Source organism: Oribacterium asaccharolyticum ACB7, assembly GCF_000238075.1.
GTDB classification, from domain to species: Bacteria; Bacillota; Clostridia; order Lachnospirales; family Lachnospiraceae; genus Oribacterium; species Oribacterium asaccharolyticum.
This window is the reverse complement of record NZ_JH414504.1, coordinates 979,488-994,616: the sequence shown is the minus strand read 5'-3', so window position 1 is coordinate 994,616 and position 15,129 is coordinate 979,488. Positions and strand designations below refer to the sequence as shown.

Sequence of the window (15,129 nt, the reverse complement as noted above, 5' to 3'; positions counted from 1 at the left end):
CTCAACTTATCGTACTAGTATGAGAAATCAGAAAAAATAATTTTAAGATTTTCTTTATAGGATGAGAAACGCTCTTATGTTATCATAGAACCGCAATTTAAACTAGAAATATATGGGAAAGAGCGAGTATATTTTCCCTTTTTTAAATCCGGAGAATCGAATGATTAAGAATAAAATGATAAAGCGAGGTATCTCTCTCGTTCTACTGTCCTCCATAGTAGGTTTAAGTGCCTGTGAAAAGAAATTGGGGACGGAGCAGGAACGAGCTGCCGCCTCTTCTTCCGATATTGTTCTCACTACGGAAGACAGTGGAGAAGAGTCCGTTGCCATTGCGGCACTCGGCCTCAATGCCAATGTCCTTCCATCTATAGAAGGCGTGACTATTGACGGGCAGGCAGAGGAACTTGCACCGGTTAATTTGACCGTGGGTGTGATTAACTCTGTGGTAAAGGATTTGCAGGAACGACTCATGCAGCTTGGTTACATGGAAGATGATGAGCCGACTACTTACTATGGAGATGCAACTTCCAAGGCCGTGCAGTACTTCCAACGACAGACGGGACGATCCATGGACGGAATCACCGGGGTAGATACCTGGGATGCACTCATGGCGGATAATGCCCCCCACTATGCCGCAAAGCTCGGCTTTAAGGGTGACGATATTACGAAGATTCAATATCGTTTGTATAATCTCGGGTATCTTACCGAAAGTGGACAGATTAACGGTACTTTTGATGCGGATACCGAAACGGCTGTAAAGAAACTGCAGGAAGTAAACCATTTGACTGTGGACGGGACAGTAGGGGCCGCTACGGTGGATTTGCTTTATTCCGAGGATGTTAAGGCGAATATTATTGCTTTGGGAGAACAGAGTGAGATTGTTAAGAAATATCAGAACAGACTGATTGCTCTTGGCTATCTGTCCGGAGAGGCGGATGGAAACTTCGGTTTGAGCACCCAAAACGCAATTCGTGCTTTCCAATCCAGAAACGATCAGGTGGTGGACGGTTATCTCGGTCCGGATACCAGGCATATTTTGGATTCCGAATCGGCTAAACCCTTCGGTATGCGTCTCGGAGAGCAGAGCAGTGATGTACAGAACATGCAGAAGCTTCTGGCAAAATACGGATATTTGCCGAGTGACAAGGCTTCCGGGTACTTTGGAGAGCTGACTAAAGACGCCGTACTTTCCTTCCAGAGGACAAACGGTCTTACTGCTGACGGCACGGTCGGCGCAAAGACCTTACAGATTTTGCAGTCGAATTCCGCAAAATCCAAACCGAAAAACAGCAGGAACGGAAATAACGGAAATAGCAGAAGAGGCGGAGGGAATACCGGAGGCGGCGGAAATGCCGCTCCATCCGGAGGATTTTCTTCCGGTTCCGGCGGTGCTACCGTATCCGGATCAGCATCGGCGTTGATTTCCATTGCATCCTCTAAAATCGGTTCCCCTTATGTCTGGGGTTCCAAGGGACCGAATTCCTTTGACTGTTCGGGCTTTGTATATTGGTGCTTAAACCAGGCAGGAGTAGGGACTTCCTACATGACTTCTTCCGGATGGCGAAGTCCCGGCCGTTTTAAAAAGGTCGGTGCATCCGAGTTGCAAGAAGGAGACATTGTCGTGGTTCGCGGACATGTCGGTATTTATGCCGGCGGAGGTTCCGTAATCGATGCATCCTCTTCCAACGGCCGAGTGGTGCACAGAAGCTTTTCCGGTTGGTGGTCCAAAAACTTTATAACAGCTTGGAGAATTTTCAGCTAGGTTACAAATTGTCCCCGATTTTTGGATAATCGGGGATTTTCCATATCTATATACTGGACGAAAGCGTTTTTTTCTCGTATGGTAAAGGAAATTGCTTTTCTAAGGAGAGTGAAAGATGAAGAAAACAGCATTAATTGTTATGGCGGCAGGAATTGGATCTCGTTACGGTGCAGGCATAAAACAGTTGGCGAAAATCGGTCCCTTCGGGGAAATTATTATGGACTATTCCGTTCATGATGCTTTGGCTGCAGGTTTTGATAAGTTGATTTTTGTGATTCGAAAGGATATCGAAGAGGAATTCCGGGATATTATCGGAAAAAGAATCGAGAAAATTGCCGATGTCCATTATGCATTCCAGGAGCTGAATGCCTTACCAAAGGGCTATAGTCTTCCGGAGGGAAGAAGCAAGCCTTGGGGGACTGCGCATGCCCTTATGCAGGCCAGAAATATGGTTGACTGCCCCTTTGCCGTAATCAATGCGGATGATTTTTACGGAAAGGAAGGCTACAGACTGATTCATGATTTTCTGGTGCAGGAAAGACCTGAAACAAAAATGTTGGAAATGTGTATGGCGGGCTATCATTTAAAGAATACACTTTCCAAGAACGGTTCCGTGAACCGCGGTATCTGCAATGTTTCGAAGGACGGTTATCTTTTATCTATCGAAGAAATCTACGAAATCAAGAGAGAAGAGGACGGTGTTTTAAGAGGACTGAACCAGAGAAAAGAAACCGTTTGCTTGGAGGAAGAGGCCATTGCCTCGATGAATATGTTCGGTCTTCCGGAAGAATTCCTGGATCTTGTCACGGAAAAATTCCCTGCATGGCTGGACAAATATGGTAAAGAAATGAAATCGGAATATCTGCTTCCGAGAGAAATCAATAATTTGATGTTGGAAGGAAGAGGAAGAGTCGAAGTGCTTCCAGACCATGATCGCTGGTTTGGAGTAACCTATCATGAGGACAAAGCACTTGCTGAAGAGGCCTTAAGAGAGTGCATTGCGGAAGGACTGTATCCGGAGAAGCTCTATAATTAAAAGATAGTCAAAAATGGTGTTTTGTTTTAAAATAGAGGGATATTGGTTCCCTCTATTTTTTTATGAGGCGATGTAAAAATCGAAGGAAGATATTTTCCGGTATCGCTTACGACCGGGAGATAGAGAGGTTATAAAGGTGTCGGATCAGGAAAGAGAATCTCGCAAAAGAAAATTAAAAGAGAATGTCATTTTCGGAGAAAAGGAAAAAGAAAATCCGGAGGAGGAAGAGCAAGAAGGGAGAAGCAGGGCATCGGTTCGCAAGAAGCTTTCTTTACCGCTTGTCTTTCTTCTGCTTTTCTTCTTGGGACTTCTTTTTTTCTTTTACAGTAAGAGACGCTTTTCTCGTATTTCTACCCGCTGGACAACGGCTTTTTCGGATAAAGAGGGCAGTTCCCAAGAATATTTTTCTTTTGCAGACGGTGTAGTAAAGCTCTCCAAGGACGGGGCATCCTATCTTTCCAAGACGGGAAAGCTCATCTGGAATCAGGCTTATGAAATGGGAAGTCCGGTGGTTTCGATTAATGGAGACTTTATGGCTATCGGAGAGAAAAGCGGATCCAAACTTTTTATTCTGTCGACATCCGGTTTGGTAGGACAGGGAGAAAGTCCTCTTCCCATTGAAAAGCTTTCTATTTCCGGAAAGGGTGTGGTGTATGCTCTGCTATCGGACAAGGACAGTACGTATATCACCGTGTTTTCCAAAGAGGGGAGAAACTTGGACATCGGTATACGTTCCGTAATGAGCGGAGACGGTTTCCCGATGGACTTTTCCACATCGAAAGACGGAGAGGAACTTTTAGTAGCATTTTCCTATTTGGAGCAATCCGTTTTAAAAAGCAGGGTGGTTTTCTATAACTTTTCTTCCTTGGGAAAAAATGTCGGAGCGGATCGAGTGGTAGGCGGCTTTACAGACAATTTTTCCGGAAAAATAGTGGGGAGAGTACATTTTTTTACCAATGAGGAGAGCTTCGTCGCTTATAACGGCGGCTTGAGTTTTTTCTCGACAAGAGTGAAGACGAGTCCGGAAGAGAAAAAACAGGAAGGGATAGAAGGAACAATCCGGATGATTTGCTATAATGACAGTTATCTTGCCGTATTCGCGGATAATACAAAGGATGCGGACAAGGGGAAGGGGAATTATCGTCTGCTTCTTTTCCGTAAGAGCGGAGAAAGGCTTTTTGATAAGCCGATTTCCTATATGGGAAGTAAAATGGAAATCAGCGGAGATAAGATTTTCCTATATCAGGAGAAAACCTATCAGGTTTATGACTTTAGCGGTCGTCTACGTTATAATGGAACCACGGAGGACAGTTTATACTATCTCCGTTCCGCGTCTGATTTTAATCTTGGAGGAACGGAACTTATGCTCTGCTTTCCGAATAAGGTGGAACGGGTCAGAATACAGTAGAACGCCCTACGATTGAGTGTTACACCATTGAGTGTCACATATAGAGCGTCACACCATAGAGTGAAAAACAATAGAGTACTGAAATGAAGCGATTCATTATGAAAGAGAATACAATAGAGGGGGACGGACATGAATCAATATTGCGTGGGAATCGATGTAGGAGGAACAACGGTAAAGTGCGGGATTTTCACCTATAACGGGGTGCTTCTGGATAAGTGGGAAGTGATGACCCGGAAGGCGGAAAACGGAAAATATATCCTTCCCGATGTGGCGGAGGAACTGAAGAAGCACCTGGAGGAAAAAACCATTGCCTATGAAGATATCACGGGAATCGGCATTGGTGTACCGGGGCCGGTTGAACCGGACGGTCATGTCAGAGTGGCGGTGAATTTGGGTTGGAAAGACATTTATCCCGCCCGGATTATGCGAGAACTCATGGGGGCAGAATTCCCTGTGCAGTGGGAAATGATGCCAATGTAGCCGCTCTTGGAGAAATGTGGCAGGGCGGCGGCAGAGGCTATCAAAATATGATGATGGTCACTCTCGGAACGGGAGTCGGCGGCGGCCTTATTTTAAACGGGAAAATCGTAGCCGGTGCACACGGTGCCGGAGCGGAAATCGGACATATCCATGTTAGAGAAGTAGAGGGTGAGCGTTGTGCCTGCGGTGGAATGGGTTGCCTTGAGCAGGTGGCTTCCGCGACAGGAATCGTGAAGGAGGCGGAGCGTTTCTTAAGGATGTTTAGAGAGCCTTCTTCTCTACGCATCTATGGAAAGGCTTTGACGGCGAAGATTGTCTGTGATGCGGCAAAAGAAGGAGATCAACTTGCCTATTTAAGCCTTGACTTAAGTATGCGTTCCTTGGGGATTGTGCTTGCGCAGGTTTCCATGGTTGCCGATCCGGAGATTTTCGTCATCGGCGGCGGTGTGTCGAAGGCGGGAGAGTTTCTTCTTGACCTTATTCGGAAGCACTATGAAGAGTACACGCCGATTTTAGAGAAAAAGGCGGAACTTGTGCTGGCAACACTCGGAAACGATGCGGGGATCTATGGTTGTGCAAGACTCATGCTCGAAAAAGACTAAATAGAAAGTAAGAAAATGAATCAGAAGGTTCTAAAAACAATAGAATATACAAAGATTATTGCCATGCTTATAGAGGAAGCGGAGTCCTCTCTCGGAAAAGAGAAGGCGGAGGCGCTCCTTCCTTCCTCCGATTTTTATGAGGTGGAGCGGAATCTTTTAGAAACGGAAGAGGCGGAGAGCCGTATTCGGGTAAAGGGGTCGATCTCCTTTCGGGGGATTATGGATATACGCCCCTATTTTCCGAGACTGCAACTCGGGGCTTCTCTTTCCGTATTCGAACTGTACCAAGTGGCAAGAATGCTCGAAAGCAGTAAAAAAGTAAAGGAGCAGGGCGGAGAAATAGAGGATAGTCTACTTGCTTATTTTGAGGAAATAGATTCCTTAGAGGAAATCAGACGTGAGCTTGCCCGCTGTATCGAGTCGGAGGAGCGCCTCTTTGACGATGCCAGTAAAGAGCTTTCCGATATCCGAAGAAAAGAAAAGGGAATAGAGGGAAAAATCACGGAGGAGTTGAACCGGATTTTAAACGATAAGCGATCCATGTTGCAGGAGGGCGTCATTACCCTTAGAAACGGTCGCCATGTTTTTCCGGTAAAGGCGGAGTATAAAAATGCTTTTCACGGCATAGTCCATGATGAGAGCAGCACGGGTGTTACGCTCTTTATGGAACCCTTAAGCATTGTACAGCTCGAAAACAATCTGAGTGAGCTCTTTTCGCTGGAAAAAGAGGAGGTGGAGAAAATATTACTTTCTCTCAGTCTTAAGCTGTCTCCGAATCTTCCGGTTTTAGAAAGGAATCTGGAGCTTCTTTCTCACTTGGACTTTGTCTTTGCGAAGGCAAAGCTGGGAAAGAAGATGGACGGGGTCAGACCTGGCTTAGAGAAAGAAAAAAAGTTGAAGCTTTTGGATGCACGGCATCCTTTGATTCCGAAGGATAAGGTTGTCCCGATTTCCATTCATATCGGAGAAGCCTTCCGGCTTTTGGTGATTACCGGTCCGAATACCGGCGGAAAAACGGTCTGCTTAAAGACCCTCGGGCTTTTGCAGTTAATGGGACAGGCCGGCCTCCTGATTCCGGCTTTTCAGGGTTCTTCCATCACGGTTTTCAAGGAAATTTATGCGGATATCGGGGATGAGCAAAGCATTGAGCAGAGCCTTTCCACCTTTTCCGCTCATATGACGAATACGGTAAAAATCCTTTCGGAGGCGGATTCCGACTGCCTCTGCCTTTTTGATGAGTTGGGAGCCGGCACGGATCCCACGGAAGGGGCGGCGCTGGCGCTCGGTATTTTGCATGAGCTTTACGAAAGAGGAGTGACTACGCTTGCAACGACCCACTACGCGGAGATTAAGCTCTATGCCCTGTCCACGGAGGGAGTAGAAAATGCGGCCTGCGAGTTTGATGTGGAAAGCCTTCGCCCGACCTACCGTCTGCTTATCGGTGTACCCGGTAAGTCCAATGCTTTTGCCATTGCAAAGAAGCTCGGCTTAAGCGAGAAAATCATTGAGGACGCCAGAGGCCGTATCGGAGAAGAGGACCTGCATTTTGAAGATCTGATTTCGGACTTGGAGGACAGTAAGAGGCTCGCCGAGCGGGAAAGACTGGAAATCGAGCAGTATAAGGAAGAAGTGGAGCGTCTGAAAGCCCGGGCGAGAGAGTCCACAAAGGGCATTGAGAAAGGCAGAGAGAAAATCCTGAATCGCGCAAGAGAAGAGGCGGCAAAGATTCTTTCCGATGCGAAGGAAACGGCAGACAGCATAGTAAAGGAAATCAGAAAGCGCGAAAACGGCGGAGGAAGCTCTCTGGAAGTGGAGCAGATTCGCAGTAAGCTGAAAAAGAAGATGGAGGAGACACAGGCCTTTTCCGGACAAAGCGTAAAGGGGCCGATGCAGACTATTTCTCTGAAAAACCTTAAGCTCGGGGACAAGGTCAGACTGCTCAATATGCATAGTGTCGTAGGAACCGTTACCGAGCTTCCGGATAAGAACGGGATGTTTACTGTAAGCGCGGGCATTCTCAGAACCAAGGTTTCGGCAAAAGAGGTGGAATTTATCCAGCATAAGGAAAAGGAAGCCCCCGTTCGAAATCAAGGAAAGACAGCAGGACTCGGAAGGTCCAAGGCGATGGGCATTTCCCCGGAGATCAATTTGATTGGAAAAATGACAGCGGATGCGCTTCCGGAGCTGAATAAATACTTGGATGATGCTTTTCTTGCCAAGCTTCCGCAGGTCAGAGTGGTTCATGGAAGAGGAACCGGTGCACTTCGAAAAATGGTGCAAGACTGTGCAAAGAAGAATAAGCATATTGAATCCTTCAGACTGGGAGAATATGGTGAGGGGTCTGACGGAGTAACGATTATCTATTTTAAGAAATAGAATCGTTAGACCGGCAGCATTGTTTTGTAGACAGATTTGTTATAACGACGAAATTGTTTTGTAGACAGCATTGTCAGAACGGCGAAATTGTTTCGTAGATAGCATTGTCAGAACAGCGAAATGGTAAAGGAGGTACTGTGGCAGAAAAGCAAAGAATCCTGATTGTGGATGATGACAGCTCCATTGCGGAGTTGATTTCTCTCTATCTTGAGAAGGAATGCTTTTCCACAAAGATTGCGGAAGACGGGGAAGCAGCGCTGAGTCTTTATGAGAAAGAGGGGGCGGACCTGTTGATTTTGGATCTGATGCTTCCGGGAATCGACGGCTATGAGGTTTGCAGACGGATTCGGGCAAGTTCGGATGTTCCCATTATCATGCTTTCCGCAAAGGGAGAGACCTTTGATAAGGTACTGGGGCTGGAGCTTGGAGCGGATGATTATATCTTAAAGCCTTTTGACACGAAGGAACTTGTGGCAAGAGTGAAAGCGGTTCTTCGCCGCTTCCAACCGGGAAGAAAATCAGCCTCTCGGGAGACAACAGACAATGGAGCCGGAGAAGAGCAACTGCAAAAGGGAAAACACATCTCCTATTCCGATTTGGTTGTGAATTTAACGAACTACGCGGTCCACTATAAGGGAAAAACGGTAGATATGCCGCCTAAGGAATTGGAACTTCTCTACTTTTTAGCAAGCTATCCGAATCAAGTCTTTACCAGAGAACAGCTTTTGGACCATATCTGGGGCTATGAATTTGCCGGAGATTCCCGTACGGTGGATGTTCATATTAAACGTTTAAGGGAGAAGCTTCCCGGTGGGGAAGAATGGGAAATTTCCACGGTTTGGGGCATTGGTTATAAATTCAGGGTAGGGTGAAGAGCTTGAGAAGGCGATTATTCATTAAATTTTTACTGGGTTATTCCATTTTCTTCCTTCTTTCCCTCTTTTTTATGTATCTATATGGCGGGAGACTGGTTCAACGCTATTTTTACAATAGAGAGGGGACGACTTTATACCAAGAAGTGACAAGACTTGCCAACTATTATTCCAAGGAAGAATACGGAAGTTTATCCATCGGTAAAATCACTGCGGAAATGGAAGGAAATATTCATCGAAAAGCTTTGGGCTGGACATTGGTAAGCCCTAAGGGAAAGATTCTTGCCTTCCAGGGAAGGGAAAATATTCAGGGTGAGGAAATCCGGAATTTTGATCCTACAAAAAATGGAGAAAAAATTTATTATACCGAGAATTTCCAAGGCCTTTTAACGGAGACCATGCTTGTTGCCAAGGCTCCGATTCAACGAAATTTTCAGAATATTGCGTATTTGTATCTTTTGCTGCCCTTGTCGGAGATTGAACAGAGAAAGGCGGATATCATCGATATTTTCTTTGTCCTTTTGCTGGCTATATTCTTTTTTTCTCTTTCTATCTTTGGGGTGTTTTACACCTTCGTGTATCGTCCTTTAAGGAAAATCACGGCGGGAGCGGTGCGCTATGCAGGAGGAGAGTATCAGCATCGCATTACGGTTTCCGGCCAAGATGAGATGGGCTATCTTGCGGATACGTTGAATTACATGGCGGAGGAGATTCAGAAGTCGGATGATTATCAACGACAATTTATTGCCAATGTTTCTCATGACTTTCGCTCCCCGCTGACTTCCATAAAAGGATATTTGGAAGCGATGCTGGACGGTACGATTCCGCGGGATATGGAAGAAAAATACCTGGAACGACTCATTGCGGAAACGGATCGATTAAGTAAGCTGACGCAGTCTATGCTGAGTTTAAATAAGCTGGATGAGGAAGGCATGCTGAATCGCAGCAATTTTGATATCAATCGGATGATACGGCAGGTTTGCAGCAGTTTTGAAATGCAATGTGCCAAGAAAAGCTTACAATTCTCTCTTATCTTTGCGGAAAAGAAGGAAATGGTCTACGGTGATTATCCGAAAATACAACAGGTTCTTTATAACCTGATTGACAACGCGGTGAAGTTTTCCAAAGAAGGAACGGAGATTTGTATCCGAACGGAAAAAAAGGGGACAAAGGTATTTACTTCAATTAAGGATCAGGGAATCGGAATTCCCAAGAAGGATACCCAGAAAATTTGGGAGCGTTTTTATAAGACGGATCTTTCAAGGGGAAAGGATAAGCGGGGGACCGGACTTGGTCTTTCCATTGTAAAAGGGATTATCAGTGCACATAAGGAGCACATAGATTGCATATCCACAGAGGGGGTGGGCACCGAGTTCAGCTTTACACTCCCTATCTCGTTAAAAGAGGAGGCATAATCCTTGGACGAAAAAAATTTCATCAAAGAAAAGATCGTTGGACAGAAGGTAAGCTGGAAAAAGAGGACTGTAAAAGCTCTATCCCTTCTTTTTTCCGGTGGAGTTTTCGGCTTGGGCATTTTTTTAGTCCTGTTTTTTCTAGTTCCTCACCTTCCGGTAAAGAAGGAAGGGAAAGAAAAGGAAACAGTAGCCTTTACGGAAGAGGCAAGTACGGAAGCGGAAAGCAGCACGGAAGAAACCGAGGCAATAGAGGATGTGGTACAGTCCGAGATTCAGAAATTTGATTTCCCGATTTCGGCCTATGAAAGCATGATGGGAAATTTAAAAAGCATCATCCAGGAAGGGGAAAAATCTCTGGTGGATGTTGAGGTTTCTACGGGAGGAGAGGATTTACTCACGGAGGGAAAAACGAGGGGAAATGGAATCATTTTAGAAAAAACCGCCGATAATCTGCTTATTTTATACTTGGGAACCGGAAAGGGGGAAGAGGCCTATCGGATCCGTTTCTTCCGTGAAAAGGAAGTAGAGGGAAGACTCTTATCTTCGAGTAAAAGGGACGGGGTGATGATTCTTTCCGTTCCGCTTTCCGCCTTTACGGAAAAAGATATGGAAAGGCTCAGTGTGATGCCGAGAGGAAATTCCCGTCTCATTCAAAGAGGAGAAACCTTAATCGGAATCGGTTCGCCAAGCGGGGAACTGTATTCGACGGAAATAACCTATGCTTCTTATCTTTCTTATGATGTACCGGCTGTGGACGGCTTTAGAGAGGACATTGCCGTACAAGGGCCGAAAGAGGGAGAAGGAAATGTATTTTACCTTAATACTGCAGGGGAGTTTGTGGGATTTTGTTCGGGAAAGCAGGGCGGTTTTCCACATATGACAGGAATTTCCGATTGTTTGGACATGCTGGAACATCTCAGTAACGGAAAAACTTTGGCTTATTTGGGCCTGAAGATACAAAATACGAGTAAAAGTATGATAGAATTAGGCATTCCGGAAGGAGTATTTATTTCCGAAGTGGAAGAGGGAAGCCCTGCCTATGCTGCCGGTGTGCAGGCGGGAGATGTTATAAAAAAGGCGAACGGAGAGGAACTTACAGGGGTAAAAGACCTGCAGGCAGCCTTACTGAAAGAAAGTCCCGGAAATCCTTTTCAAATCAGCCTCCTTCGCAATAACGGAAATCAGTATGTGGAAATGGAGTTTTCTTGTCCGCTCGGGACAAGGTAGGAAGGAAGTTTTATGAGTGAACATATCCCTAACCCTAATCGCTTTATCGAGAATTTCAGGGATGGCACAAGAGTGAATAATGTGTATTTGGTAAAAACAAAGAACACGGCACTCACGAAAAATGGAAAAGAATACCTGAATGTGACCCTGCAGGACAGGACCGGGACGATTGACGCCAAGGTCTGGGATCCTTTTTCTCCGGGGATTTCCGAATTCTCCACCTTAGACTATGTCTATGTGGAAGGGAATGTCGCCATCTATAACGGAGTCAATCAATTGAGTATTCAGCGTCTTTCCGTGGCAAGAGAAGGCAGCTTCTTTCCGGAAGATTTCTTACCGGTTTCCAAACGAGACAGAGAGGAAATGAAGAAAGAGCTGCTCGGCTTGGTTTCCGCTTTGGACAATCCTTTCCTGAAAAAACTTCTGGAAAGTATTTTTGTGGAAGATAAGGAATTTTTACAGGAATTTTCCTTCCATTCCGCAGCAAAAACAGTGCATCACAGCTATGTGGGAGGACTCCTCGAGCATACTTTGTCCGTTGCGAAGCTGTGCCGTTTCTATGCTGAGCAATATCCGGATTTGAACAGGGATATCTTGATTTCCGCAGCACTTTGCCATGATATCGGAAAAATGAAGGAACTCAGTGAATTTCCGAGAAATGATTATTCTGACGAAGGACAGCTCCTTGGCCATATCATGATCGGTTACACCATGCTTTCCGAGAAAATTGCCTTAATTCCCGATTTTCCGACAGCGCTTCGCTCGGAATTTTTGCATTGCATCCTTTCCCATCACGGGGAACTGGAATTCGGTTCTCCCAAAAAGCCCGCTACCATGGAAGCTCTGGCCCTTGCCTTTGCGGACAATACTGACGCGAAGCTCCAGACTATGAGAGAATTTATTGAGCAGGGTGAGAAGTCCGGAAAGGCTAAGGAAGGGAACGGCTGGATTGGCTTTAATAAACTTCTGGAGAGTAATGTAAGGAAGAGCATGTTTTAAGTAGGACAGAAGATAATAGGGAAAGGAAAAACTTTGATTCAGATTTTCTTAGATGAGGCTCTCCTTCCGTTTGAGAGTGATATTCGGGAGCTTTGTAAAGCCTTTTATCCGGGAGAGGATTTCCAGATGCATACGCCGGAGGGCGTACGTCTTATGGAGACTACGCAGGAGGAGAAGAATGCCTTAAAGCGTGCGAAAGAGCAAAAGTCTGCTGTTCCCGTAAATAAGAAGAGTTTAAAACGGAAAGATACGGAAAAGCAAAATCGAATTCTGACTGAGGAGGGGATTTCCGACCCTTCTCTTTTCCGTCTGTCCTTGGATTTACGAGGTACTAAGCTTTCTTTTATCGGCAATCGTACAAAGGATAAATCTACGGTTAAGGCTTATCTTTATAAAATTCTGCAGAAAAAATGTGGGCGAAGTCTGCCCTGGGGAGATTTAACGGGGATTCGCCCGGTCTCTCTTGCCGGAAAGCTGTTGAAAGAATTAAAAAATGAAAGCATGCAGACTAAACAGGAAGAAATAAGATTTTATCAGGCCTTAAAGGATGAATATTGCCTGGAAGGAGAGAAGGCGGAGCTTTTACGCTTTTTAGCACTACGAGAAAGAGATATTTTGCAAAAAGCGGAGGAACGAAGCGGTGTTAAGATTCAAGACGGTTTCAGCATTTACATTCATATTCCTTTTTGCCCCAGTAAATGTGCTTATTGCTCGTTCTTATCTTCTCCAATAGGCCCCTTTTCAGATCGTATTTCAGATTACCTTGAAAAAGTTTCCGAAGAGCTGGATTTTGCGCTTTATGAAATGGGAGAAAGACGGGGAAAAACCCTGCAAAGCGTCTATATCGGCGGAGGAACGCCGACGGCGCTTCCGGAAAAAGCGTTGGAAGACCTGCTGGTTCTGGTAGAGCAAAAACTTTTATCCTCTCCTTACGCAAAAGTTTTGGAATACACGGTAGAGGCTGGAAGACCGGATTCTCTGGAGGGCAATAAACTGGCTCTTTTAAAGGCGCACAGTGTGGGGCGCATTTCCATTAACCCGCAGACCTTTCGGCAGGAAACTCTGGACTTAATCGGCAGGAAACACAGCATAGAATCTGTGATTGAGCGTTTTTATGAAGCAAGGGAACTGGGGTTTGACAACATCAATATGGATCTTATTCTGGGACTGCCCTCGGAGAGGCTTTCCGATGTGGAAGAAAGTTTACTCAAGATTCGGGAGCTTGCTCCGGAGAATTTGACGGTACATTCTCTTGCCGTAAAGCGTGCCGCAAAGTTAAAGACAGAGGAAAATAAGTACAGAGGAGCCTATCAGGCAGGGGCTTCTTCCGAAGAATTTCCGCTGGAAAGAGATTTTTCCCTCTCTTATATTCCCTCTTGGAAGAAACGAGAGAGTCGAACCGAGATGGAGTGGATGATGCTTTCCGCTATGCAGACAGCGGAAGAATTATCCTTATATCCGTATTATCTTTATCGTCAAAAAAATATGGCGGGAAATCTGGAAAATATCGGGTTCAGTAAGGAAGGGAAGGAGTGCCTCTATAATATTTTTATGATGGAAGAAAAGCATACGGTTTTCGGAGTTGGCGCGGGAAGCTCCTCTAAAATTCTCTTCGGAAACGGAAGGCTGGAAAGGGTGGATAACGGAAAAGACTTCCGCTCTTATATGGAGCATTTTACGGAATATCAGGAGAAAAAGCGGAGAGTCTTGGAAGAACTGAGCCGGATACAAGAACAAGGTAAGGATTAAAAAAATAACAAGCAAAAAAAATAAATTTAGTGTATACTAACTCCTAGTGGGACTGTATGACAAAAACGTTTCATCTTCCATGCTTCTGTTTTTTCCATGCTTTCCACTACAATCAACTAAAATAAGGGAGCTTGAAGCTTTGGAAAAAGAATCAAAGCAGATGATAAAGATAGAGAAGAAAGGGAAAGGAGAAGAGATGAATATTCAGGAAAGAAAAGTGGGGGTTATCGGTTGCGGTTTTGTGGGATCCAGTTCCGCCTTTGCCCTCATGCAAAGCGGTCTTTTTTCGGAAATTGTTTTAAATGATGTGGATAGGGAAAGGGCAGAGGGAGAAGCACTCGACATCAGCCACGGACTTCCTTTTGCTAAGCCCATGAAGATTTATGCCGGAGATTATGATGATTTGATGGACTGCTCCATCATCGTGATCACTGCCGGTGCCGGGCAGAAGCCGGGAGAAACAAGGCTTGACTTGGTCAAGAAAAATGTAGGAATTTTCAAGAGTATTATTCCGGAGATTGCAAAGAGAAAGTATGAGGGAATCTTACTCATTGTGGCAAATCCGGTGGATATTTTAACGTATGTGTCGGTGAAACTCAGCGGTTTTCCGGAGAACAGAGTCTTCGGTTCCGGAACGGTGCTGGATACGGCAAGACTGAAGTACCTTTTGGGAGAGCATTTGTCTATTGATAACCGTTCTGTCCACGCCTTTATTATCGGAGAGCACGGAGACAGCGAAATTGCCGCATGGAGCAGTGCGAATGTTTCCGGTATTCCTTTAAATGATTTCTGCGAGCTTCGAGGTCACCTGGAGCATGATGCTTCCATGAAGCGAATTGCAGAGGATGTAAAAAACAGTGCCTACGAGATTATTGCAAAGAAGAAGGCGACCTACTACGGAATCGCCATGTCCGTTCGAAGAATCTGTGAGGCGATTATTCGTGACGAAAAATCCATCCTTCCCGTTTCCAGTATGCAGCACGGAGAATACGGAATTTCCGATGTCTCCTTAAGTGTGCCGGCGATTGTCGGAAGACAGGGTGTGGAAAGAGTGGTGCCGATTGATTTAAACGAGGAGGAGAAAGAGGCACTTCAAGCTTCCGCCGATACCTTGAAGAAGGTTATCGAGGATGCGTTTAACTAAGTGAATAAAAAAACAATATAGAAAAAAGCAATATAGAATAAAGTAAGATGCAGCTTCCG

At 45.3% G+C, this 15,129-nt stretch carries 10 protein-coding genes and 1 pseudogene; all 11 read left to right on the top strand.

Translation table 11 applies throughout. The features are described 5' to 3' along the window. The first annotated feature begins 160 nt into the window (after nucleotides 1-160). The 11 genes and pseudogenes from HMPREF9624_RS04425 to HMPREF9624_RS04375 all read left to right on the top strand — a co-directional run bounded on the left by HMPREF9624_RS04425 (nucleotide 161) and on the right by HMPREF9624_RS04375 (nucleotide 15,070). Nucleotides 161-1,762, top strand: a complete 1,602-nt coding sequence (locus HMPREF9624_RS04425) for a C40 family peptidase (protein ID WP_009536707.1) — start codon at nucleotides 161-163, stop codon at nucleotides 1,760-1,762. A gap of 115 nt (nucleotides 1,763-1,877) precedes the next feature. Then, entirely contained in the window at nucleotides 1,878-2,798 is a 921-nt protein-coding gene (locus HMPREF9624_RS04420; RefSeq protein WP_009428549.1) for a nucleotidyltransferase family protein, read from the top strand. A 136-nt stretch (nucleotides 2,799-2,934) separates the two neighbouring features. Further along, complete coding sequence (locus HMPREF9624_RS04415) at nucleotides 2,935-4,206, top strand: DUF5711 family protein (protein WP_009536706.1); 1,272 nt, start codon at nucleotides 2,935-2,937, stop codon at nucleotides 4,204-4,206. A gap of 129 nt (nucleotides 4,207-4,335) precedes the next feature. Beyond that, a pseudogene (locus HMPREF9624_RS04410) lies at nucleotides 4,336-5,288 on the top strand (ROK family glucokinase). Between the two features lie 15 nt (nucleotides 5,289-5,303). Then, nucleotides 5,304-7,664 carry an endonuclease MutS2 gene (locus HMPREF9624_RS04405; protein ID WP_009536703.1) on the top strand — a complete coding sequence of 787 codons (2,361 nt, stop codon included), beginning with the start codon at nucleotides 5,304-5,306 and terminating at the stop codon, nucleotides 7,662-7,664. 137 nt (nucleotides 7,665-7,801) lie between these two features. Beyond that, complete coding sequence (locus tag HMPREF9624_RS04400; RefSeq protein WP_009536702.1) at nucleotides 7,802-8,536, top strand: response regulator transcription factor; 735 nt, start codon at nucleotides 7,802-7,804, stop codon at nucleotides 8,534-8,536. A 5-nt stretch (nucleotides 8,537-8,541) separates the two neighbouring features. Beyond that, nucleotides 8,542-9,951, top strand: coding sequence for a sensor histidine kinase (locus HMPREF9624_RS04395; protein ID WP_036594627.1), 1,410 nt, complete (start codon nucleotides 8,542-8,544; stop codon nucleotides 9,949-9,951). A gap of 3 nt (nucleotides 9,952-9,954) precedes the next feature. Beyond that, entirely contained in the window at nucleotides 9,955-11,178 is a 1,224-nt protein-coding gene (locus HMPREF9624_RS04390) for a S1C family serine protease (protein WP_009536700.1), read from the top strand. A gap of 12 nt (nucleotides 11,179-11,190) precedes the next feature. Continuing rightward, a complete protein-coding gene (locus HMPREF9624_RS04385; RefSeq protein WP_009536699.1) occupies nucleotides 11,191-12,177 on the top strand; it encodes a 3'-5' exoribonuclease YhaM family protein in 987 nt (328 codons plus the stop codon). 33 nt (nucleotides 12,178-12,210) lie between these two features. Further along, the gene (hemZ, locus tag HMPREF9624_RS04380; RefSeq protein WP_009536698.1) at nucleotides 12,211-13,926 is read left to right on the top strand and encodes a coproporphyrinogen dehydrogenase HemZ; all 1,716 of its coding nucleotides are present in this window, start codon (nucleotides 12,211-12,213) and stop codon (nucleotides 13,924-13,926) included. A gap of 196 nt (nucleotides 13,927-14,122) precedes the next feature. Beyond that, the gene (locus HMPREF9624_RS04375; protein WP_009536697.1) at nucleotides 14,123-15,070 is read left to right on the top strand and encodes an L-lactate dehydrogenase; all 948 of its coding nucleotides are present in this window, start codon (nucleotides 14,123-14,125) and stop codon (nucleotides 15,068-15,070) included. The last annotated feature ends 59 nt before the right edge of the window (nucleotides 15,071-15,129 follow it).

Coding starts and splice junctions, on each gene's coding strand:
- HMPREF9624_RS04425 (WP_009536707.1), top strand. CDS start 161: ATGATTAAGAATAAAATGATAAAGCGAGGTATCTCTCTCGTTCTACTG.
- HMPREF9624_RS04420 (WP_009428549.1), top strand. CDS start 1,878: ATGAAGAAAACAGCATTAATTGTTATGGCGGCAGGAATTGGATCTCGT.
- HMPREF9624_RS04405 (WP_009536703.1), top strand. CDS start 5,304: ATGAATCAGAAGGTTCTAAAAACAATAGAATATACAAAGATTATTGCC.
- HMPREF9624_RS04385 (WP_009536699.1), top strand. CDS start 11,191: ATGAGTGAACATATCCCTAACCCTAATCGCTTTATCGAGAATTTCAGG.
- HMPREF9624_RS04375 (WP_009536697.1), top strand. CDS start 14,123: ATGAATATTCAGGAAAGAAAAGTGGGGGTTATCGGTTGCGGTTTTGTG.